Origin of the sequence: Plesiomonas sp. PI-19, from assembly GCF_021368255.1 — a bacterium.
GTDB lineage: Bacteria > Pseudomonadota > Gammaproteobacteria > Enterobacterales > CAMTGL01 > Plesiomonas > Plesiomonas shigelloides.
Window position 1 is genome coordinate 730443 of sequence record NZ_JAJNMQ010000001.1, and the last position, 20024, is coordinate 750466.

Genomic DNA, 20024 nt, shown 5'->3' on the forward strand with positions numbered 1-20024 from the left:
GTCCGAAGAGATGGCAGCAGTTTACACATAAAAAAGGCTCTGAAAACAGAGCCTTTAGATAAAATATTGTGCGAATCTGCCTGTGGGGCAGGTTTTCCCTACCTGATGCTAGGCACTCAAGCTATGCGTTAGCGCCTCGCGGTAAGCTTTCGCCATTAATGACCGCTGACAGCCGGCGCGGCATTCAGCAGCAGGCTAGCCGCTTCGTTAGACAGCCATCCCCAATGATAAAACAGCTCGGTCATTGGTTGCAGAGCAAACTCCACGCAGAACAAACCAACCAGTGTCAGTACGATGGTATACGGCAGCGCCATGACTACCATCCGGCCATATGACAGTTGGATCAGTGGCGCCAGTGCTGAGGTCAGCAGGAACAAGAACGCGGCTTGTCCGTTTGGTGTGGCTACTGACGGCAGGTTAGTACCGGTGTTAATGGCAACCGCCAGCAGCTCAAACTGCTCCAGATTCACTACACCGTGTTGCAGCGCCGCTTTCGCTTCGTTGATATACACCGTGCCCACAAACACGTTATCAGAAACGGATGACAGCAAACCGTTGAACAAATAGAACAACGTCAGCTGGTTAGACGGTGAGGCTTGAAGTACGAAGTCGATAATCGGCTTGAAGAGATCTTGCTCGATAATCACCGATACCACCGCGAAAAAAACGGTCAGCAGGGCAGTAAACGGCAGGGACTCTTGGAATGCCTTACCCAGCGCGTGCTCATCGGTGATACCGCACAGTGAAGTGGCCAGAATAATCACCGACAGACCAATCAGGCCAACGGCTGCCAGATGTAGTGCCAGACCCAAAATCAACCAGACCCCGATCAATCCTTGTACGATCAGTTTCATGGTGTCTTGCTTGGTGCGGCGCTCATCTTGCTGGTGGGCGTAATCGGTCAGGATTTGACGCACGCTTGCTGGCAGCTCTTCGCCGTAGCCCAGCACCTTAAAGCGCTCGACCATGTAGCAAGTCAGCATTCCACAAAAGAATACCGGTACGGTCACGGGGGCCATACGGATCAGAAACTCACCGAAGTGCCAGCCAGCGCGTTCAGCGATAATCAGGTTTTGCGGTTCACCGACCATGGTCATCACGCCGCCAAGGGCGGTACCGATGGCCGCATGCATCATCAGGCTACGCAGGAAGGCACGGAAGCGATCCAAGTCCGCTTTACGTTCTGCGGTAGTCAGTTGACTGTCATTGCTGGTGTCGTGTTCGCCAGAAAAATTGTCGCCTGATGCCACGCGGTGATAAATCGAGTAGAAGCCGACCGCCACACTGATAACTACCGCAACCACGGTCAGTGCATCGAGAAAAGCAGATAAAAATGCCGCTACAAAGCAAAATGACAGCGAAAGCGTAATTTTTGATCTGATATTCAACAGCAACTTAGTAAACACAAACAGCAGCAGCTGTTTCATGAAGTAGATACCGGCCACCATGAAGACCAGCAGTAACAGGACTTCAATATTGGAAACCAGTTCGTGCTTGACACTGTCAGCACTGGTCATGCCGATGGCTACCGCTTCAATGGCCAGCAAACCACCTGGCTGCAACGGGTAGCACTTCAGCGCCATTGCTAGGGTGAAGATAAATTCGGCAATCAGCGCCCACCCAGCGACAAACGGGTTAACGAAGAAGAACAAAATCGGATTTAGGATCAGGAAGCAAATAATGGCTAACTTGTACCAGTCAGGAGCTTTGCCTAAGAAGTTCTTAAGGAATGCTCGAGAAAACGTGATTTCCATTGATATTTTCTCGTAATCAAACGGTGCGTAAAAAGGGTCAGATGAAAAAATGTAACAAGGGTTAATTGTATAACGTTATTAGCATGGCAAATTGACATAGCTCAGTCTAGCTGTGTATTGGACAGGAGGTTAATAAAAACAAATTGTTACATTGTGTTTTGCGGGATAGGTGAGGTAGGGGCAGTGACTTGCACTCATCATGATGCATAAGTAGTCATTTACCACTGAACCTGCGGGATAATGCATAAATCTTGTACTTTTCGTATGCAGAATAGCTATTACATTCGCCGTCATCTGGTATGATGAGATGGTAAGCAAAAAATATAATAGATGGATAACGCATATCATGGTAATTAAGGCTCAAAGCCCCGCCGGATTCGCAGAAGAGTATATTGTTGAAAGCATCTGGAACAACCGTTTTCCGCCCGGCTCGATTTTACCGGCAGAGCGCGAGTTATCTGAGCTGATCGGGGTCACCCGTACCACACTGCGTGAGGTATTACAGCGGCTGGCGCGTGATGGCTGGCTGACTATTCAGCATGGTAAACCCACCAAGGTGAATAACTTCTGGGAAACCTCCGGCCTGAATATTCTGGAAACATTGGCTCGGCTTGACCATGACAGTGTCCCGCAACTGATTGATAATCTGCTGTCTGCCCGCACTAACATTTCATCCATTTATATCCGCAGCGCACTGCGCAATAACCCTGAGCGCGCATTAGAGCTGCTGCGCGAAACCGATACGACTGCCGATACGGCGGATGCCTATACCGATTTGGACTACCGTATTTTCCAAGGTTTGGCATTTGCATCCGGTAACCCGATTTATGGTCTGATTATCAACGGTCTGCGTGGGTTGTATACCCGTGTTGGCTTGTACTACTTCTCTAATGTGGATGCCCGTCGTCTGGCGGCCAAGTTCTACGGTGAGCTGGCGGACATGTGTGAGCGCAAAGAGCTGGAAAGCATCTTTACGCTGGTACGTCAGTACGGCATCGACAGTGGCCTGATTTGGCACGGTATGCGCGCTGATATCCCATCAGATATCGCGGAATTGCGCCGTTAAACAACGCGGAATCTGCAAACTGCGCAATAAGATGCAAGACCGATAAAGAAGAAAGTTAAACAAGAAAGCGAAACAAAAAAAGGTGAGTCCCAGACTCACCTTTTTTATATTTTACGTTTTATGCCGGTCAGTGACGATGTTCGTGAATCGGTGCGATAAGTTGCTTGTACCGTTGCTTGCACGCGATCTATGGGTTTGGCATTGGTCTCAAGTTAAATCTGAAAACCGCTTTCACCGGTACGTGGCGGACAGCGCTCGATAATATCGGCTTTACCATCTAGCCCAACTTCTTCCAGATAGACATCAAAGCCCCATAAACGGTAGATATGCTTCATCACCTCTTTGCGACTTTTCGCCAGCGGGATCCGATCGTGCATCACATGGCGCAGGGTAAGTGAACGATCGCCGCGCAGCGCCACATTCCAGATTTGCACGTTCGGCTCCAGATTGCTCAGGTTGTATTGCGCCGATAATGCCTCGCGAATATGACGATAACCTTCATCATTGTGGATAGCCGGGATCTCCAGATAGTTATTGCGATCGTTATCCAGCACGGCGAAGAACTTGAAGTCACGCATCACTTTTGGGGACAAGAACTGGCTGATAAAGCTCTCGTCCTTAAAGTTGTTCATGGCAAAGTGCAGGGTTTCCAACCAGTCACTGCCGGCAATGTCAGGGAACCAGCGCCGATCTTCTTCAGTCGGCTCCTGACAGATGCGTTTGATATCTTGGAACATGGCAAAACCGAGTGCATACGGGTTGATGCCGCTGTAGTACTTGCTGTTGTAGGGCGGTTGATACACCACATTGGTGTGGCTGTGCAAAAACTCAAACATGAAGCGATCGGTGAGTTTTCCCTCATCGTATAGATGATTCAAAATGCTGTAGTGCCAGAACGTGGCCCAGCCTTCGTTCATCACTTGCGTCTGCTTTTGCGGGTAAAAATACTGACTGACTTTTCGCACGATGCGCACGATTTCACGCTGCCATGGCTCTAGCAGTGGGGCGTGTTTTTCAATGAAGTAGAGCAGGTTTTCTTCCGGCTCGGGCGGGAAGCGTGTTTGAGTCAGTTCACTGTCTTTTTCCCGCCGCGGAATGGTGCGCCACAGCTCATTGACCTGACTTTGCAGATACTCTTCGCGGTTTTTCTGGCGCGCCTTTTCCTCTTGCAGAGAGATTTTCTGCGGTCGCTTATAGCGGTCGACCCCGTAGTTCATCAAGGCATGACAGGAATCGAGGATTTTCTCTACTTCATCAACGCCATATTTCTCTTCGCAATCAGAAATATAGTGTTTGGCAAACAGCAGATAATCAATGATAGAGCTGGCATCCGTCCAAGATTTAAACAGATAGTTGTTTTTGAAAAACGAGTTATGTCCATAGCAGGCGTGAGCAATCACCAATGCCTGCATAGTGATGGTGTTCTCCTCCATCAAGTAGGCAATACACGGATTGGAGTTAATCACGATTTCGTACGCTAACCCCATATAGCCGTGCTTGTAGTTTTGCTCGGTTTCGATAAATTTGCGCCCGAATGACCAATGGTTGTAGTTAATGGGCATACCGATGCTGGAATAGGCATCCATCATCTGTTCGGCCGTAATAATCTCAATCTGGTTAGGATAGGTGGATAGCCGATACAGCTTAGCCACCCGATCAATCTCTTGGTGATATTGCTCCAGCAGATTGAATGTCCAGTCCGGCCCGTCGGACAGCGGTTGTTCTGTATAGTTTTGCATCCGCACCCCCTGTTAAGCGGCTTGCTTGCGGAAGAGCTCCCGGAATACCGGATAAATGTCTTCAACTGCCCGGATATGCTGCAGTGCAAAGTTCGGGAACTGAGCGTGCAACTGTTCGTATTCGCGCCACAAGGTTTGGTGAGCGCGCCGGGTAATTTCGATGTAGCTGTAGTAGCGAACAAACGGCAAGATTTTCTGCTGCAACAGCTCACGGCAGTGCGGTGAATCATCGGCCCAGTTATCGCCATCAGAGGCTTGGGCGGCATAGATGTTCCACAATGACGCGGGATAGCGTTTCTCCATGATTTCCTGCATCAGGCGCAAGGCACTCGAAACAATGGTGCCGCCGGTTTCTTGCGAATAGAAAAACTCGTGTTCGTCCACTTCTTTGGCTTGGGTGTGATGGCGGATATACACCACCTCCACATTTTTATAAGTCCGCGATAAAAACAGATACAGCAGGATATAAAAACGTTTGGCGATGTCTTTGGTGGCTTGATCCATCGAGCCGGAAACGTCCATCAGGCAGAACATCACTGCTTGGCTGGAGGGTTCAGGACGGCGCTCGTAGTTTTTGTAGCGCAGGTCAAAGGTATCGATAAAAGGAACGCGGCGAATTTTATCGCGCAGCTCGCTAATCTCGCGTCGAACTTGCTCTTCCTCCAGTGGACGCGCTGGTTCAGTGCGCTCCATGTCGTCGAGCTGTTGCTCGAGCACGCGCAGCTGCTGGCGTTTTACTGCAGTCATGGCAGTGCGCCGTGCCAGTGAGTTACGCAACGAGCGGATAATACTGATATTGGCCGGTACGCCGTTGGCAGTAAATCCGGCGCGATGCGTTTTGTATTCGATCATTTGATTGATCTGGTTTTTCTGCAAATTCGGCAGCTCCAGATCTTCAAACAGCAGATCTAAATACTCATCTTTGGAGATTTGGAAAACAAAATCGTCCTGACCTTCGCCGTCTGGACTGGCTTGCCCCTCACCACCGCCGCCGCCACCTCCGCCGCCTTGTGGACGGTCAATGTGGTCGCCGGCAATAAATTGGTCGTTGCCGGGGTGCACGCGCTCGTGCACCCCGCCCTTGCCTTGGTGTAAAAACGGTTCGCTGATGTCACGCGACGGAATCGAGATCGATTCTCCGCTATTCACATCGGTGACCGAACGTTTGTTGACTGCGTCTGAAATCGCTTCCTTGATTTGCGACTTGTAACGGCGCAAGAAGCGCTGGCGGTTCACCATGCTCTTGTTTTTGCCGTTCAGTCGGCGATCAATAAAATGCGCCATACGTTCCCCCAACCTTATTCCGCATACGAATTAAGCGGATTTATTAAGCGTAGCTGGTGATCAGGATGATTTGCGTACCCGCAGATACCATTCGCAGAGCAGGCGTACCTGTTTCTTGGTATAGCCTTTCTCCATCATACGGTGCACAAAGTCATCGTGTTTCTTCTGCTCTTCGGTCGAGGTTTTGGTGTTAAACGAAATCACCGGCAACAGCTCTTCAGTGTTGGAGAACATTTTCTTCTCAATCACGGTGCGCAGTTTTTCGTAACTGGTCCAATTCGGGTTGCGACCACCGTTATGCGCGCGCGCCCGCAGTACGAAGTTGACTATCTCGTTACGGAAATCTTTCGGGTTGCTGATACCGGCCGGTTTTTCAATCTTCTCCAGTTCGGCGTTTAAGGATGAGCGGTCAAACAGCTGTCCGGTTTCAGGATCGCGGTACTCTTGATCTTGAATCCAGAAATCAGCGTACACCACATAGCGGTCAAAAATGTTCTGGCCGTATTCAGAGTAGGACTCCAGATAGGCGGTCTGGATCTCTTTGCCGATAAACTCGACATATTTCGGGATCAGGTAGCCTTTGAGGTGCTCCAAATATTTCTCAGCAATTTCTTGCGGGAACTGTTCGCGCTCGATTTGTTGCTCCAGCACGTAGAACAGATGTACCGGGTTGGCGGCCACCTCGCTGTGGTCAAAGTTAAACACGCGAGACAAAATCTTGAACGCGAAGCGGGTCGACAGGCCGTTCATCCCTTCATCGACACCGGCGTAATCGCGGTACTCCTGATAGGACTTGGCTTTCGGATCGGTATCTTTCAGGCTCTCGCCGTCATACACCCGCATTTTCGAGTACAGACTGGAGTTTTCTGTTTCTTTCAAGCGCGACAGGACAGTAAAGCGCGCCAAGGTTTCCAATGTGCCCGGAGCGCAAGGTGAACTGGTCAGCTCGCTATTACGCAGTAATTTGTCATAAATCCGAATTTCATCGGATACGCGCAAGCAGTACGGCACCTTGACGATGTAGACACGGTCAAGGAACGCTTCGTTATTCTTGTTGTTACGGAATTGCACCCATTCCGATTCGTTGGAGTGCGCCAAAATAATGCCTTCAAACGGCAGTGCTGACAGACCTTCGGTGCCGTTGTAGTTACCTTCTTGGGTCGCGGTCAGCAGTGGGTGCAGCACCTTAATCGGCGCTTTGAACATCTCCACGAATTCCATCAGCCCTTGGTTTGCACGGCACAGTGCGCCTGAGTAGCTGTAGGCATCCGGATCGTGCTGGGCAAAGTGCTCTAACTGGCGAATATCCACTTTACCGACCAGTGAGGAGATATCTTGGTTGTTCTCATCTCCCGGCTCGGTTTTGGCGATGGCGATTTGATCCAAAATGGAAGGGCGCACTTTGACCACTTTGAAACGGGTGATATCTCCGCCGAACTCATGCAGGCGTTTGGCCGCCCATGGCGACATAATGTTGCGCAGGTAACGCTTCGGAATGCCATATTCTTCCTGCAAAATGCGGCCATCTTCGTTCACATCAAACAGGCAAAATGGGTGATCGTTGACAGGGCTGCGCACCCCGTTGGCAGTCAGCACATAAATCGGTGTTTGCTGCATTAAGCTCTTTAAGCGCTCGGCCAGTGAGGATTTACCACCACCGACAGGGCCCAATAAGTAGAGGATCTGTTTCTTCTCTTCCAGACCTTGCGCTGCGTGTTTGAGATAGGACACGATCTGCTCGATCGACTCTTCCATCCCATAAAACTCTTCGAAAGCCGGATAACGCGCGATCACGCGGTTGGAGAATAAGCGCGACAGGCGTGAATCGGCCGAGGTGTCGATCATGGTAGGCTCACCGATAGCCATCAGCAGCCGTTCAGCCGCATTGGCATACGCACTGTGGTCGTTACGGCAGATATCCAGAAACTCCTGTAAGGAGAATTCTTCATCTTTAGCGGCTTCATAGCGTTGACGGTAGTGATCGAAGATACTCATGGCGATACCCCTCAAGGATGGATGCGAGATGGGAACGCTCTGATTCACTCGCTCTGATTCACTATTGTTACGTTCCCTTCACTAAGCTTAGACGGGTCTGCCGGAATTTCATGCAAATAAAACTAAGTTTTTTAACGCGTTTTTAACACTGTGCTTTAACCAGCGTTATCAGTTGCTTTGGTACAAAATGCAGGCGCGGTCAGAAAACTGCCATAAAAATGTCAGATTGGCAGTAAATCCAAGCATAAAAATTATGTGACGATGAGTAATAAAAACTTCGGCTTACAGAGCAGAGCCCGCGATAAAACAGAAAATAGCTTATGGATGACCGCGACAGCTAAACGTGGCAGCTAAATGAGGGTGATGTGTGGCGTGGTACAAGACGGAGGAGGGGAAGTACTAACATAACGCTGCTGATACCTGTGGGTTAAGCAGCGTTACTGAGAAGGCGATATTCGGCCTGTTAGGCGATGCGAATACGTGCCAGCAGCTGGTGGCTATGCTGAGCATTGATGATGGTGGGCGTACCGGCCAGAACGGTTTCCACACACAGCATGGTTTGATAACCGTCATCGGCCATATCGGCCATACCGCGCGCCCCTTCTTTGCCAGGGTTCCACGTTACCACACAATTATTGCCTTGGTGCTCAACTACAATGACACGCTGGTTGGCTTCATCGTGGATGAAAGAGGCTTCTTCGGCGGCCGTGTAGATGCGGTCAATGGCTTCACCCTCTTCGATGGTCAGAACCGGAGCATCTTCCACTTTCTGGCCTTTATTCAGGCTATCAGTGTATTCGCTACCGAGCGCTTCTACGCTGGTTTTACCGATATCACCCACCGCAAAATAGGTGTGCAGAGCACCGGTCAGACGGACTTCTTCATTACTGCTACTGTTCAGACTCAGCGTCAGTTGCTCGCCCACAGAGATCTCTAAGGTCAGCGAGAACGCATGTGGCCAGTAGGCATCGGTTTCTGCGCTGTCCGTCAGGTTTAAGCTCAGGCTCAGCGTCTCATCGTTTTCCTGATGCTGTTGTAATTGCCACGGCAAGTTACGGGCAAAACCATGCGCCGGTTGGGCAACACGACCAAACCACGGCCAACAGATAGGAATACCGCCACGCAGGGCTTTACCGCTGACAAAAGCTGCCTTTTCGCTTAGCCAAATTACCGGTTGTTGCCCTGTCGGTTGCCACAACAGCAACTGTGCGCCTTGTAGACTTACGGCCGCTTGGGCTTTGGGGTGATCAATAACCAGGATATCCAGCTCCGCATTACGGCGCAGGCTTAACGACGGGGAGAGTTGTTCAATAACTGGCAAAGATAAGAAACGATCCATCATCACATTTCCGTCAGTACAGGGTGTGAGAAAAACCTATAAAAAAAGGCGGCCAGCGCCGCCTTTTTTTCGCTCAATCAAGTATAGATTACTTGGAGATGTGAGCGATCAGATCCAGAACTTTGCTGGAGTAACCCATTTCGTTGTCGTACCAAGATACAACTTTAACGAATTTGTCGGTCAGCTGGATACCAGCTTTAGCGTCGAATACGGAAGTCTGACGCTCACCCAGGAAGTCAGTAGAAACAACTTCGTCTTCGGTGTAGCCCAGAACGCCTTTCATCGCGCCTTGAGAAGCAGCTTTCATTGCTTCACAGATTTCTGCGTAGGTAGCAGCTTTCTTCAGGTTAACGGTCAGGTCAACTACAGATACGTCTGGAGTTGGAACACGGAACGCCATACCAGTCAGCAGGCCTTTCAGCTCAGGGATTACTACGCCTACTGCTTTAGCCGCACCGGTAGAAGATGGGATGATGTTTTGAGCCGCGCCGCGGCCACCACGCCAGTCTTTCGCAGATGGACCGTCAACAGTCTTCTGAGTAGCAGTAGTCGCGTGAACGGTAGTCATCAGACCAGATTCGATACCGAAGGTGTCGTTCAGTACTTTAGCGATTGGTGCCAGGCAGTTAGTGGTGCAAGATGCGTTAGAAACGATGTCTTGGCCAGCATAAGTGTCGTGGTTAACACCCATTACGAACATTGGGGTAGCGTCTTTAGACGGGCCAGTCAGAACAACTTTCTTAGCACCAGCAGCGATGTGCTTACGTGCAGTTTCGTCAGTCAGAAACAGACCAGTTGCTTCGGCAACAACGTCAACACCGATTTCGCCCCAACGCAGGTTAGCAGGATCACGCTCAGCGGTAACGCGAACAGTTTTGCCGTTTACAACCAGGTTGCCGTCTTTAACTTCAACGGTACCGTTGAAGCGACCGTGGGTAGAGTCGTACTTCAGCATGTAAGCCATGTACTCAACGTCGATCAGGTCGTTGATACCAACAACTTCGATGTCAGAACGCTCACAAGCCAGACGGAATACGAAACGACCGATACGGCCAAAACCGTTAATACCTACTTTGATAGACATATGCATTCACCAACTAAAATGTTCGTTGATTAAAAGATGGTTGTAAACTTACAAAAACCCTACAAACCGTCAAGAGGAAATGTGTCAAACTTTGCAGAAACTCATAAAGAAAGACAGATTTCTTCTTTTCCATCCCATTCATTCCTTGCTTATTTAAGCATGCTGAATCGATAGAGCTACCTAGTATAGTCAGTTTTGATTTGTTTATTGTGATTACAATCACGTTTCTTGGCGTGATAAGCAAATGTAACTCACTTTCACCTTATTTTTCAGTAAATTTAACCGCCAGTAATCGCGGGTAACGCGAGCGGGCATGCGCTTTCTACCACGGTGTTGGAGTTACTCTTTAGCCTTCACTAGAAGCCATCAAAGCGCACCTGTGATAGTGGCGGTTAACGTGTATTTGCCGCTTCGCGTTGCCGAGCACATGTCGCGCTTAATTTACATCTTACGATGGGGCACTACGCGGCTGAGCCGACGGTCAAAAAAAGATAACGCTTCATTATGTACTATAAAATTCGATGAGTGAAAGTATGAGGGAAAATATGGCAGATAAGAGATCACCTTTGCGCAGCTTAACCCCGGAGCAACATCGGGTATGTCGCGAGCAGGGGACTGAAGCGCCGTTTTCCGGACGCTTACTGCATAATCGCAAAAACGGCGTATACCACTGTGTGTGCTGTGATCGCCCCTTGTTTACCTCGGATGCTAAGTTTGATTCCGGCTGTGGCTGGCCAAGTTTTAGTGCGCCGTTCAGTGAAGATTCGGTGCGCTATGTGAATGATTTTAGTCACGGAATGCAGCGGGTAGAGATCCGTTGCCGGCATTGTGATGCCCATTTAGGGCATGTGTTTACCGATGGACCGGCGCCGCGCGGTGAGCGCTATTGCTTGAACTCGGTGGCGCTGAGTTTTGTCGATAAAGATACCGGTGAAGTGACTGAAGGCTAAGCCGAGGTTTTGCTGACAGCACCGCGCCGGCGATGTCAGTGCTGTATACCGGCCATGACGGATGTAAAGGATTTAACACAACAATCAGTGATTTCAGGAGTGAAAACATGCATGTGGACAGTCTGATTTCGGCGATGACGCCGGAGGTGTATGAACGCTTGCGGCAGGCGGTGGAAACCGGAAAGTGGGCCGATGGTACGGCGCTGACCGAGGTACAAAAAGAGACCAGCTTGCAAGCGGTGCTGATTTGGCAGGCGCGCAATAATCCCGACCCACAGCACATGACCATTGGCCCGGATGGCTTGCTGGTGATGAAATCCAAGGCCGAGTTAAAGCGCGAATTTACGCCAGAGCAGGTGATCCCGACCTGTTCGGTGTCTGATGAGTAATTGATTACGGCGCGATTGCGTCGCCGCGCGTTGTTAATGCAAGAAGCCGGTTAATGTCCTTAACCGGCTTCTTGTTTGTGCGGCGCTTTTACATTTTCAATACGCAGAACTTCAACACGCGCAGCGGGAAGATAAGGCTTAGCGAGTCAGGTGATTAATCTGCGCTTAGCTCACCACGCAAATCTTGTTGCATCAGGTGGCGAATCTCATCGGCACTGAATTCTTGGCTTAGCAGGAAATGCAGTTTGGCCAAGGCCGCTTCCATGGTCATGTCATAGCCACTGATCACGCCCGCTTGCGCCAGCGCATTGCCGGTTGCGTAGCCTTCCATATTCACTTTGCCGGAGAAGCATTGGGTCAGGTTGACCACAATAATGCCGCGTCGCGCCGCTTCATGCAGTTCATCTAACAATTGGGCGTTTTGGGGCGCGTTACCGACACCGTAGGAGCGTAGAATCAGTGCTTTTACTGGTTGGCGCAGGAAGTTGCGCACCACTTCATGTGAAATTCCCGGATAGAGGGATACCACCCCAATCGGCTGCGGCGTGATTGGGTGCAAACTTAAGGTGCTACCGCTGACCGTCAGGGTACTTTTGGTGATCTGACGGATGTTGATCCCTACTTCGGTTAAGATAGGGAAGTTCGGTGATGCAAAGGCATCGAAGCCATCGGCGTGGGCCTTGGTGGTGCGATTACCGCGAAACAGCTTGTTGTTGAAAAACAGCGTCACTTCATTGATTGGGTAATTGGCGGCCAGATACAGGGCGTTGAGCAGGTTGGTTTGGCCATCGGAACGCAGCTCGGCCAGTGGGATCTGTGAGCCGGTAATGATCACCGGCTTATTCAGATTTTCCAGCATAAATGAGAGCGCTGAGGCGGTGTAGGCCATGGTATCGGTGCCATGCAGGATCACGAAGCCATCGTAGTTATCGTAATTGGCATAGATATCATCGGCGATCCGCTGCCAGTCAGCCGGAGTCATGTCAGATGAGTCAATCAGCGGACAATACTCATGGATACTAAATGCTGGCATTTCACTGCGGTGAAACTCCGGCATCTGTTCCAGTTGTTTTTGCATGTAACCCGATACCGGAATATACCCGTGATCAGAACGCTGCATACCGATAGTTCCGCCGGTATAGGCTACATAAATCGATTTCTTCTGCATAAAAATCCGCTGCTAACTTCTGCTAGGTAAACAGGCATCTGCTGCCTGCCTTAAGGGCTGACCTGATAATGTTCAGGAGAATACGCTTATTATCTGCCTGATTATAGAAGAGTCTATGGTGAAAAAAAGCCCGGAGAGTCCGGGCTTTTGCATTTATTGTGCGGGTCTTGCGGTGCGTCAATTAACGCACGCGAAAAGACCAAAGAATCGCACTCACTTAGGTCAAATTACCGCAGTTGAGGCAGAACGCATAGCGACCGTATGGATCGTTAAACTCGGTCAGGATGCGGGTTTGCTCTTGCCACATTTTTAGCGTCTGCATCAATGGGGCGGGTACACCGCTGGCTGACGGCAGCACGGCCTGCAGTTGTGCGGTGAATTGCGACAAAATCAGATCGCGAGTCGATGGCTGCTGTTGGATCCAGCTCAGCTGCACTTTATCCAGCTTAGCCAGTTCGGCAGCTTTTTCGATCGCGGTGTCGAAGTCACCGAGCTCATCGACCAGTCCGTTTTGCTTGGCATCCACACCCAGCCAGACTTGGCCTTGCGCGATTTTATCGACATTCGCCACGCTCATCTTACGGCCTTGCGCTACCAAGCTCAGGAACTGGCTGTAGCCACGGTTAATCGACATCTGGATCAGCTCACTCACTTGTGGATTGAGTGCTTTGGTCACTGAAAGGTCAGCTAACGGGCCGGTCGCGACACCATCGGTATTGACGCCGATACTGCCGAGGGTGTTTTCAAAGGTATTGAGCACCCCGAAAATCCCGATGGAGCCAGTAATGGTGTTCGGGTTAGCGACAATGTAGTTGGCATCGGCAGAGATCCAGTAACCGCCAGAGGCAGCCATTGAGCCCATGGAGATCACCACTGGCTTGCCGGCATTTTTCAGCGCAACCACTTCGTTACGGATGATTTCGGAGGCAAAGGCGCTACCGCCAGGGCTGTCAACGCGCAGAACCACAGCTTTGATTTTGCTGTCGGTGCGTGCTTGGCGCAGCAGATCGGCAGTACTGTCGCCGCCGATGGTCCCCGGCTGTTGGATACCATCCATGATGGCACCGCTGGCGATGATCACAGCGATATTACCGTCACGCGGGGTGCGATCCATTGGGTTCGCGGCCAGATAATCATTCAGCGTGGTGTAGTTGAAGTCCTGCGCCGTTTTGTCCAAGCCAAAGGTTTTGGTCAGAAGCAGATTCATTTGCTGACGGGTAACCAGCTTATCCACCAGCTTGTGTTGCAACGCGTATTCAGCTTGATCGCCGCCAAATTGGGCCAGATTTTTGATCAGCGTATCGGCATCCGGCACCAATGTAGACGGATGTTGATTACGGTTACCGGCAATGTCTCCGCGGATGTTTTGCCACATCAAGTTCAACCAGCGGCTGGTATTTTCGCGCGCTTCTGGCGACATATCGCTACGGATAAAAGGCTCCACGGCCGATTTGTAGGTGCCGACGCGGAAAACATGGGTGCTGACTTTGAGCTTATCCAACAAATCTTTGTAGTACAGGGCATTCATGCCAAGGCCATTGAGGGCTACGCCGCCTTGTGGCGACATATACACTTCGTTGGCATAACTGGCTAAATAATATTGAGTTTGCGAGTAGGTATCGGCGTAGGCGTATACCTTCTTACCGCTTTCGCGAAACTCTTTCAGAGCCTTACCGATGTATTCCACCGATGGCACGCTGGCCGCGTTAAGGTTATTCAAAAACATCACAATCCCTTTGATGTTTTTGTCATCTTTGGCTTGGCGAATTGCATCGACAATATCAAAGACCGAATTTTCTGCCAGCGGTGTGCTGCTACCCAGCAGTTCGCGACTCAGTTGTTGGAAGGGATTGGAAAAGCGCGGCTCTTCCACAATCACACCAGACAAATCCAGCAGCAGCGCACCTTGCTTGACTACTGGAGTACTAGGTTTGAGAAAGCCGTAAATCGCTACGCCGATCAGTACCACTACGACCAGCATCAGATTCAGTGCGGCCTGACGGATAAAGTTAATAATCCGCCAGGTCCAGGTAAACAGGTTGGCAACCAGTCGCCACAATAAGCGCATGGAGTCTCCATCAGGGTTAACATGAGGTATGAAGTGGCTATCCTATCGCTTTCTCACGTAAAGATCAGCTGACACGGCAGTGCTCACGTTTTAAGTAAGCATAGTCATACAGTGATTTGTTTAACGAATGTAAACAAAATGTTTGCCGTTATTCATTGCCTTTCGTAGACTGGTCAGACCATGACGAAAAGGACCCGACATCATGTCTCACTATCCTCATCTGCTTGCTCCCCTTGATTTGGGATTTACTCAGCTGCGTAATCGCGTGCTGATGGGCTCCATGCACACTGGGCTGGAAGAGATGCGCGGCGGTTTTGACAAACTGGCTGCCTTTTACCGGCGGCGCGCAGAAGGGGGTGTTGGCTTGATTGTAACGGGTGGCATGGCACCTAATTTTCGCGGCCGTTTAGTGCCGCACGGGGCGCAGCTGAGCTTCCCGTGGCAAATCAGTAAACACCGCCGCATTACTCAAGCTGTGCATGAGGGCGGAGGGAAAATTTGTCTGCAAATTCTGCATGCTGGCCGTTATGCGATGCATCCGTTTGCGGTTGCGCCGTCGGCGCTGCAAGCACCGATTACGCCGTTTAAGCCCAAAGCGATGTCGGAGCGACAAATCCGCGGCACCATCCGTGATTTTGCCATGACTGCGTTGCTGGCTCGTGAGGCCGGTTACGATGGGGTGGAAGTCATGGGGTCGGAAGGCTATCTCATCAATCAATTTTTGTGCACGCGCACCAATCAGCGTCAGGATGAGTGGGGCGGGAGTTTCGCCGGTCGTAGCCGTTTCGCGGTAGAGATTGTCAAAGCGATCCGTGAACGGGCGGGGCACGATTTCATCATCATCTTCCGCTTATCGATGCTGGATTTGGTCGAGCAAGGCAGCAGTTGGAGTGAAGTGATTGCGCTGGCCAAAATGCTGGAGCAAGCAGGCGTGACCTTGCTGAATACCGGTATTGGTTGGCATGAAGCGCGGATCCCAACCATTGCCACCAGCGTGCCACGGGGCGCGTTCAGTTGGGTGACCGCACGTCTGCGATCGGAAGTGTCTATTCCACTGATCACCACCAACCGAATTAACACGCCGGAAGTGGCGGAGTCTATTTTGCAGCGCGGCGATGCCGATATGGTGTCGATGGCCAGACCGTTTTTGGCTGATCCTGATTTTGTTAAAAAAGCCGCACAGGGCGAAAGTCAGCGTATCAATACCTGTATCGCCTGTAATCAGGCCTGTTTGGATCATATCTTTGCCGGTAAGCGCGCGACCTGTTTGGTCAACCCACAAGCTGCCTATGAAACCGAGTTGGTGTATGTGCGCAGCGCAAAACCGAAAAAAGTGGCGGTGGTTGGTGCCGGTCCGGCGGGATTATCCGCCGCCTGTGTAGCGGCGGAGTGTGGTCATGCGGTGACCTTGTTCGAGCAAGACAGCGTGATTGGCGGGCAATTTAACTATGCTAGCCAAATCCCCGGTAAAGAAGAGTTCAAAGAAACATTGCGCTACTTTGCCCAGCGCGTGCAAGAACTCGGCATTGATGTGCGCTTAGGGCAACGGGTCTTAGCCGAAGCCCTCAGTGATTTTGATGAGGTGATCATCGCCACCGGTATTGTGCCGCGCATTCCGAAAATTGCCGGGATCGCGCATCCGAAAGTGCTGAGCTATCTGGATGTGCTGCGCCACCATCGCCCGGTCGGACAGAAAGTTGCCATCATCGGTGCCGGAGGTATTGGCTTTGATGTCGCGGAATATTTGGTGTCGGGCGGAGATTCGGTGACCTTGAGCCCGGATCGTTGGCTACGTGAGTGGGGGGTGGATAAAGAGGTGCGCGAGCGCGGTGGTTTGCTACCGGCCGAAGCGCCACATCCTGCGCGCGAAATTTGGCTCTTGCAGCGTAAGAGCAGCAAAGTCGGTGCGAGCCTTGGTAAAACCACCGGCTGGATCCACCGCGCTAGCTTGCAAAAGTATCAGGTCAACATGCATTCGGGTGTCGAGTATCAGCGTGTGGATGATGATGGGCTACATGTGGTGATGAATGGCCAAGCGCACGTGTTGCCGGTCGATAATGTGATTTTGTGTACGGGGCAAGAGCCGTTACGCGAGCTGGCCGATCAGCTGATCATGCTTGGCGGTAGACCACATGTGATTGGTGGCGCGGATGTAGCGGCTGAGCTGGATGCTAAACGCGCAATTCGCCAAGGAGCGGAAGTGGCGTCGCGTTTGTAACGGTTCGGACAGCGGTGGCGATAGGGTGCTGGCGCGGTAAAAATGACGCTGGCTGATGCTAGTAAGAACTATTCGTACTGGTGGTTATTCGTGTTAAGCTGCGAATCATTATCATCAAGCATGTATCGCTTTCATTTTTGAAGCAGGGAGTATTCTATGCTGGCTCTGGATTTGCTGCTTAACCGTCGTTCTTCATCACGCCTGCAAGCGCCGGCACCGTCGGGGGAAGCGCTGGAGAATATTATTCGCGCCGGTATGCGCGCGCCGGATCATGGCGCATTGCAGCCGTGGCGTTTTACCCTGATTCAAGATGCGGGATTGCAGCGGTTCAGTGATTTATTGGTACAGATAGCGCAAGAAGATGGCGAGCCTGCCGAGGTGATCGATAAATCGCGTAATGCGCCGTTTCGCGCGCCGCTGATTATTGCCGTGGTCGCCCACTGTACCGAACACCATAAAGTGCCGCATTGGGAGCAGGTTTTATCAGCTGGTTGCGCGGTACAAGCGATGCAGATGGCCGCCTTTGCGCAAGGTTTTGGTGGGATCTGGCGGAGCGGCAAGTGGTGTGAAGATGCTCGCATTAAAGCGGCGTTTGATTGCCGCGAGCAGGACGAAATTGTCGGTTTTTTGTATCTCGGTACTCCGCTGATTGCCCCGCAAAAGGTCAAATCACCAGACATTAGCCCGTTTATCAGACAATTCTAGTCATCATTTTTGAGCATCTGACGCGGTGCGCGCTTATAATGGGCGCATTGCGTGTTTGCACACGCCTGTCATTATTGGTCTTTTTGGTGATAGGACGCCTTTCCCATGGAAAAAATCCGTTTAACCCAGTACAGCCACGGCGCGGGCTGTGGGTGTAAAATCTCGCCTAAAGTGCTGGATACCATCTTGCACTCGGAACTGCAAAAATTCACTGACCCTAATCTGCTGGTCGGTAACGAAACCAAAGACGATGCCGCCGTGTATGACATCGGTAATGGGGTCGGCATTATCAGTACCACTGACTTTTTCATGCCGATTGTCGATGATCCGTTTGATTTTGGCCGCATTGCTGCCACTAACGCCATCAGTGACGTGTATGCCATGGGCGGTAAGCCGATCATGGCTATCGCCATTCTTGGCTGGCCAATTGCCAAACTGCCGGCGGAAGTCGCGCAGAAAGTGATCGACGGTGGTCGTCATGCTTGCCAACAGGCAGGTATTGCCTTGGCCGGTGGTCACTCTATCGATGCGCCAGAGCCCATTTTTGGTCTGGCGGTGACCGGTATGGTTGATACGGCGCTGGTGAAGAAAAACTCCGCCGCAGAAGCCGGTTGCCAGCTGTTCTTAACTAAACCGCTGGGCATCGGCGTGCTGACGACCGCAGAGAAAAAAGGTCTGCTGCGTCCTGAGCATGTGGGTTTGGCCACTGAAACCATGTGCCAGATGAACAAGCCGGGCGCTGATTTTGCGCACATTGATGGCGTTACCGCGATGACCGACGTCACCGGTTTCGGTCTGTTGGGTCATTTAAGCGAAATCTGCCAAGGCTCTGGCCTGCAAGCGACCGTATGGTTTGATGCCGTACCTAAGCTGGATGCAGTAGAAGAGTACATAACTGCCGGTTGTGTACCGGGCGGTACAACCCGCAACTTTGACAGCTATGGCCATCTGATTGCCCCGATGACCGATATGCAGCGCAGCTTGCTGTGCGATCCACAAACCTCCGGTGGTTTGCTGCTGGCGGTGCGCCCAGATGCGGTGGAAGCGGTACAGAAAGTGGCTGCGCAACATAACCTGACGCTGAGTGCGATCGGTGAAGTGCATGCGGGTCAAGGTGAACATCTGATTGAGGTCACGTCATGCCGCGGTTAAATGCAGCCGAAGTGGATTTTCGCGCGCTGTTTTTAGCCGATACCCCGCTGATGGATGTGCGGGCTCCGGTAGAGTATTTGCAAGGGGCATTTCCGACTTCGGTCAATTTGCCGCTGATGAACGATCGCGAACGTGAAGCGGTCGGGATTTGTTATAAAGAAGAGGGGCCGGATGAGGCCCTGCGCCTAGGTCACAAGCTGGTTCGCGATGATGTGAAAGCCGCACGTCTGGCGGCGTGGACGGCGTTTTGCCATACCCACCCGACCGGTTACATGTACTGTTTCCGTGGCGGCCAGCGTTCGCATATCACCCAAGCGTGGCTCAAAGAAGCCGGCGTTGACTACCCGCTGATTGAAGGGGGTTACAAGGCGCTGCGCCGCTTTCTGATGGAGCAAACCGTGGAAGCCGCTAAGCTGCCGATGATGCTGATTGGCGGTAATACCGGTAGCGGTAAAACCCGACTGATCAAGGCGCTGCCAAACGGCGTGGATTTGGAAGGGGCGGCACGCCATCGTGGTTCGTCGTTTGGTCGTATGGTGGCCGAGCAAGCCACGCAAATTGGTTTTGAAAACCAGTTGGCGGTGGATCTGCTCAAGTGTCTGGATCGCGGTCTGGGCTCGCTGGTGCTGGAAGACGAAGGCCGTATTATCGGCTCGGCGCATGTGCCGCTGGAGCTGTATCAGTCGATGACCGAAGCCAAGATTGCGGTTATTCACGATCCGGTGGATGTGCGTTTGATTCGTCTGCGCGAAGAGTATGTCGATTTCATGCTGGACGGTTTTTGTAAAGTCTACGGCGAACAACACGGCTGGATGCAGTTTGCCGATTACTTGCGCCATGGTCTGTTTGGCATTCGTAAACGTCTGGGCATGACTCGTTTCCAAGAGATCACCGAGTTGCTGGAATCGGCGCTGGTCGAGCATCAGCAAGGGCAGTCCGCCGATGTTCACTTGCGTTGGCTGGAGCCTCTGCTGGTGGAATATTACGATCCGATGTACCAGTATCAGTTGTCGAAAAAAGCCGATCGGATCGGTTTTACCGGCACCTATCAGGAAGTAGAAGATTTCCTGCGCAGTAATACCGCTCCGTAAGCGGCCTTGTACACCGATACCG

15 protein-coding genes are annotated in these 20024 nt (G+C 51.5%); 7 read left to right on the forward strand and 8 right to left on the reverse strand.

Features of this window, described 5'->3' with window-relative positions; translation table 11 throughout:
• Positions 1-155: 155 nt before the first annotated feature.
• Positions 156-1754 carry a Na(+)/H(+) antiporter NhaB gene (gene nhaB, locus LQ901_RS03375; protein ID WP_010864159.1) on the reverse strand — a complete coding sequence of 533 codons (1599 nt, stop codon included), beginning with the start codon at positions 1752-1754 and terminating at the stop codon, positions 156-158.
• 346 nt (positions 1755-2100) lie between these two features.
• Here nhaB and fadR point away from each other — a divergent pair, with 346 nt between their 5' ends.
• Positions 2101-2820, forward strand: a complete 720-nt coding sequence (fadR, locus tag LQ901_RS03380; RefSeq protein ID WP_010864158.1) for a fatty acid metabolism transcriptional regulator FadR — start codon at positions 2101-2103, stop codon at positions 2818-2820.
• A 212-nt stretch (positions 2821-3032) separates the two neighbouring features.
• Here the strand turns inward: fadR and LQ901_RS03385 are convergent, their stop codons facing one another.
• The 5 genes from LQ901_RS03385 to gap all read right to left on the reverse strand — a co-directional run bounded on the left by LQ901_RS03385 (position 3033) and on the right by gap (position 10261).
• Positions 3033-4559, reverse strand: a complete 1527-nt coding sequence (locus tag LQ901_RS03385; RefSeq protein WP_152136379.1) for a SpoVR family protein — start codon at positions 4557-4559, stop codon at positions 3033-3035.
• A 12-nt stretch (positions 4560-4571) separates the two neighbouring features.
• On the reverse strand, positions 4572-5843 hold the full coding sequence (locus LQ901_RS03390; RefSeq protein WP_010864156.1) for a YeaH/YhbH family protein: 1272 nt from the start codon (positions 5841-5843) through the stop codon (positions 4572-4574).
• Positions 5844-5903: 60 nt separating this feature from the next.
• Positions 5904-7838 carry a PrkA family serine protein kinase gene (locus tag LQ901_RS03395; RefSeq protein ID WP_010864155.1) on the reverse strand — a complete coding sequence of 645 codons (1935 nt, stop codon included), beginning with the start codon at positions 7836-7838 and terminating at the stop codon, positions 5904-5906.
• Between the two features lie 463 nt (positions 7839-8301).
• Positions 8302-9180: a D-hexose-6-phosphate mutarotase gene (locus LQ901_RS03400; RefSeq protein ID WP_152136378.1), complete on the reverse strand. Its 879-nt coding sequence runs from the start codon at positions 9178-9180 to the stop codon at positions 8302-8304.
• Positions 9181-9265: 85 nt separating this feature from the next.
• A complete protein-coding gene (gene gap, locus LQ901_RS03405) occupies positions 9266-10261 on the reverse strand; it encodes a type I glyceraldehyde-3-phosphate dehydrogenase (protein ID WP_010864153.1) in 996 nt (331 codons plus the stop codon).
• 545 nt (positions 10262-10806) lie between these two features.
• Between gap and msrB the strand changes: the two genes are divergently transcribed.
• Positions 10807-11211 carry a peptide-methionine (R)-S-oxide reductase MsrB gene (gene msrB / locus LQ901_RS03410; protein ID WP_039045607.1) on the forward strand — a complete coding sequence of 135 codons (405 nt, stop codon included), beginning with the start codon at positions 10807-10809 and terminating at the stop codon, positions 11209-11211.
• A 107-nt stretch (positions 11212-11318) separates the two neighbouring features.
• On the forward strand, positions 11319-11600 hold the full coding sequence (locus LQ901_RS03415; RefSeq protein WP_010864151.1) for a YeaC family protein: 282 nt from the start codon (positions 11319-11321) through the stop codon (positions 11598-11600).
• 154 nt (positions 11601-11754) lie between these two features.
• Here the strand turns inward: LQ901_RS03415 and ansA are convergent, their stop codons facing one another.
• Both ansA and sppA read right to left on the reverse strand, forming a co-directional pair.
• Positions 11755-12768, reverse strand: coding sequence for an asparaginase (ansA, locus tag LQ901_RS03420; RefSeq protein ID WP_010864150.1), 1014 nt, complete (start codon positions 12766-12768; stop codon positions 11755-11757).
• A 217-nt stretch (positions 12769-12985) separates the two neighbouring features.
• On the reverse strand, positions 12986-14836 hold the full coding sequence (gene sppA / locus LQ901_RS03425) for a signal peptide peptidase SppA (protein ID WP_233671970.1): 1851 nt from the start codon (positions 14834-14836) through the stop codon (positions 12986-12988).
• A 202-nt stretch (positions 14837-15038) separates the two neighbouring features.
• Between sppA and LQ901_RS03430 the strand changes: the two genes are divergently transcribed.
• From LQ901_RS03430 to mnmH, 4 genes are all read left to right on the forward strand, one after another.
• Positions 15039-17054: an NADPH-dependent 2,4-dienoyl-CoA reductase gene (locus LQ901_RS03430; RefSeq protein ID WP_064978022.1), complete on the forward strand. Its 2016-nt coding sequence runs from the start codon at positions 15039-15041 to the stop codon at positions 17052-17054.
• Between the two features lie 156 nt (positions 17055-17210).
• Positions 17211-17759 (forward strand): NAD(P)H nitroreductase, encoded by a 549-nt coding sequence (locus tag LQ901_RS03435; RefSeq protein WP_064978021.1) that lies wholly within the window; start codon positions 17211-17213, stop codon positions 17757-17759.
• A 105-nt stretch (positions 17760-17864) separates the two neighbouring features.
• Positions 17865-18911 carry a selenide, water dikinase SelD gene (selD, locus tag LQ901_RS03440; RefSeq protein WP_064978020.1) on the forward strand — a complete coding sequence of 349 codons (1047 nt, stop codon included), beginning with the start codon at positions 17865-17867 and terminating at the stop codon, positions 18909-18911.
• Positions 18899-20002, forward strand: a complete 1104-nt coding sequence (gene mnmH, locus LQ901_RS03445; RefSeq protein ID WP_039045612.1) for a tRNA 2-selenouridine(34) synthase MnmH — start codon at positions 18899-18901, stop codon at positions 20000-20002. Before selD ends, mnmH begins: the two co-directional genes overlap by 13 nt.
• Positions 20003-20024 lie beyond the last annotated feature (22 nt).

Excerpts from the sequence above, each read along its gene's own strand:
- nhaB (WP_010864159.1), bottom strand. The coding sequence starts at position 1,754 with ATGGAAATCACGTTTTCTCGAGCATTCCTTAAGAACTTCTTAGGCAAA.
- LQ901_RS03385 (WP_152136379.1), bottom strand. The coding sequence starts at position 4,559 with ATGCAAAACTATACAGAACAACCGCTGTCCGACGGGCCGGACTGGACA.
- gap (WP_010864153.1), bottom strand. The coding sequence starts at position 10,261 with ATGTCTATCAAAGTAGGTATTAACGGTTTTGGCCGTATCGGTCGTTTC.
- LQ901_RS03430 (WP_064978022.1), top strand. The coding sequence starts at position 15,039 with ATGTCTCACTATCCTCATCTGCTTGCTCCCCTTGATTTGGGATTTACT.
- sppA (WP_233671970.1), bottom strand. The coding sequence starts at position 14,836 with ATGCGCTTATTGTGGCGACTGGTTGCCAACCTGTTTACCTGGACCTGG.
- LQ901_RS03395 (WP_010864155.1), bottom strand. The coding sequence starts at position 7,838 with ATGAGTATCTTCGATCACTACCGTCAACGCTATGAAGCCGCTAAAGAT.
- ansA (WP_010864150.1), bottom strand. The coding sequence starts at position 12,768 with ATGCAGAAGAAATCGATTTATGTAGCCTATACCGGCGGAACTATCGGT.
- fadR (WP_010864158.1), top strand. The coding sequence starts at position 2,101 with ATGGTAATTAAGGCTCAAAGCCCCGCCGGATTCGCAGAAGAGTATATT.
- mnmH (WP_039045612.1), top strand. The coding sequence starts at position 18,899 with ATGCCGCGGTTAAATGCAGCCGAAGTGGATTTTCGCGCGCTGTTTTTA.
- LQ901_RS03400 (WP_152136378.1), bottom strand. The coding sequence starts at position 9,180 with ATGATGGATCGTTTCTTATCTTTGCCAGTTATTGAACAACTCTCCCCG.
- LQ901_RS03415 (WP_010864151.1), top strand. The coding sequence starts at position 11,319 with ATGCATGTGGACAGTCTGATTTCGGCGATGACGCCGGAGGTGTATGAA.
- LQ901_RS03435 (WP_064978021.1), top strand. The coding sequence starts at position 17,211 with ATGCTGGCTCTGGATTTGCTGCTTAACCGTCGTTCTTCATCACGCCTG.
- msrB (WP_039045607.1), top strand. The coding sequence starts at position 10,807 with ATGGCAGATAAGAGATCACCTTTGCGCAGCTTAACCCCGGAGCAACAT.
- LQ901_RS03390 (WP_010864156.1), bottom strand. The coding sequence starts at position 5,843 with ATGGCGCATTTTATTGATCGCCGACTGAACGGCAAAAACAAGAGCATG.
- selD (WP_064978020.1), top strand. The coding sequence starts at position 17,865 with ATGGAAAAAATCCGTTTAACCCAGTACAGCCACGGCGCGGGCTGTGGG.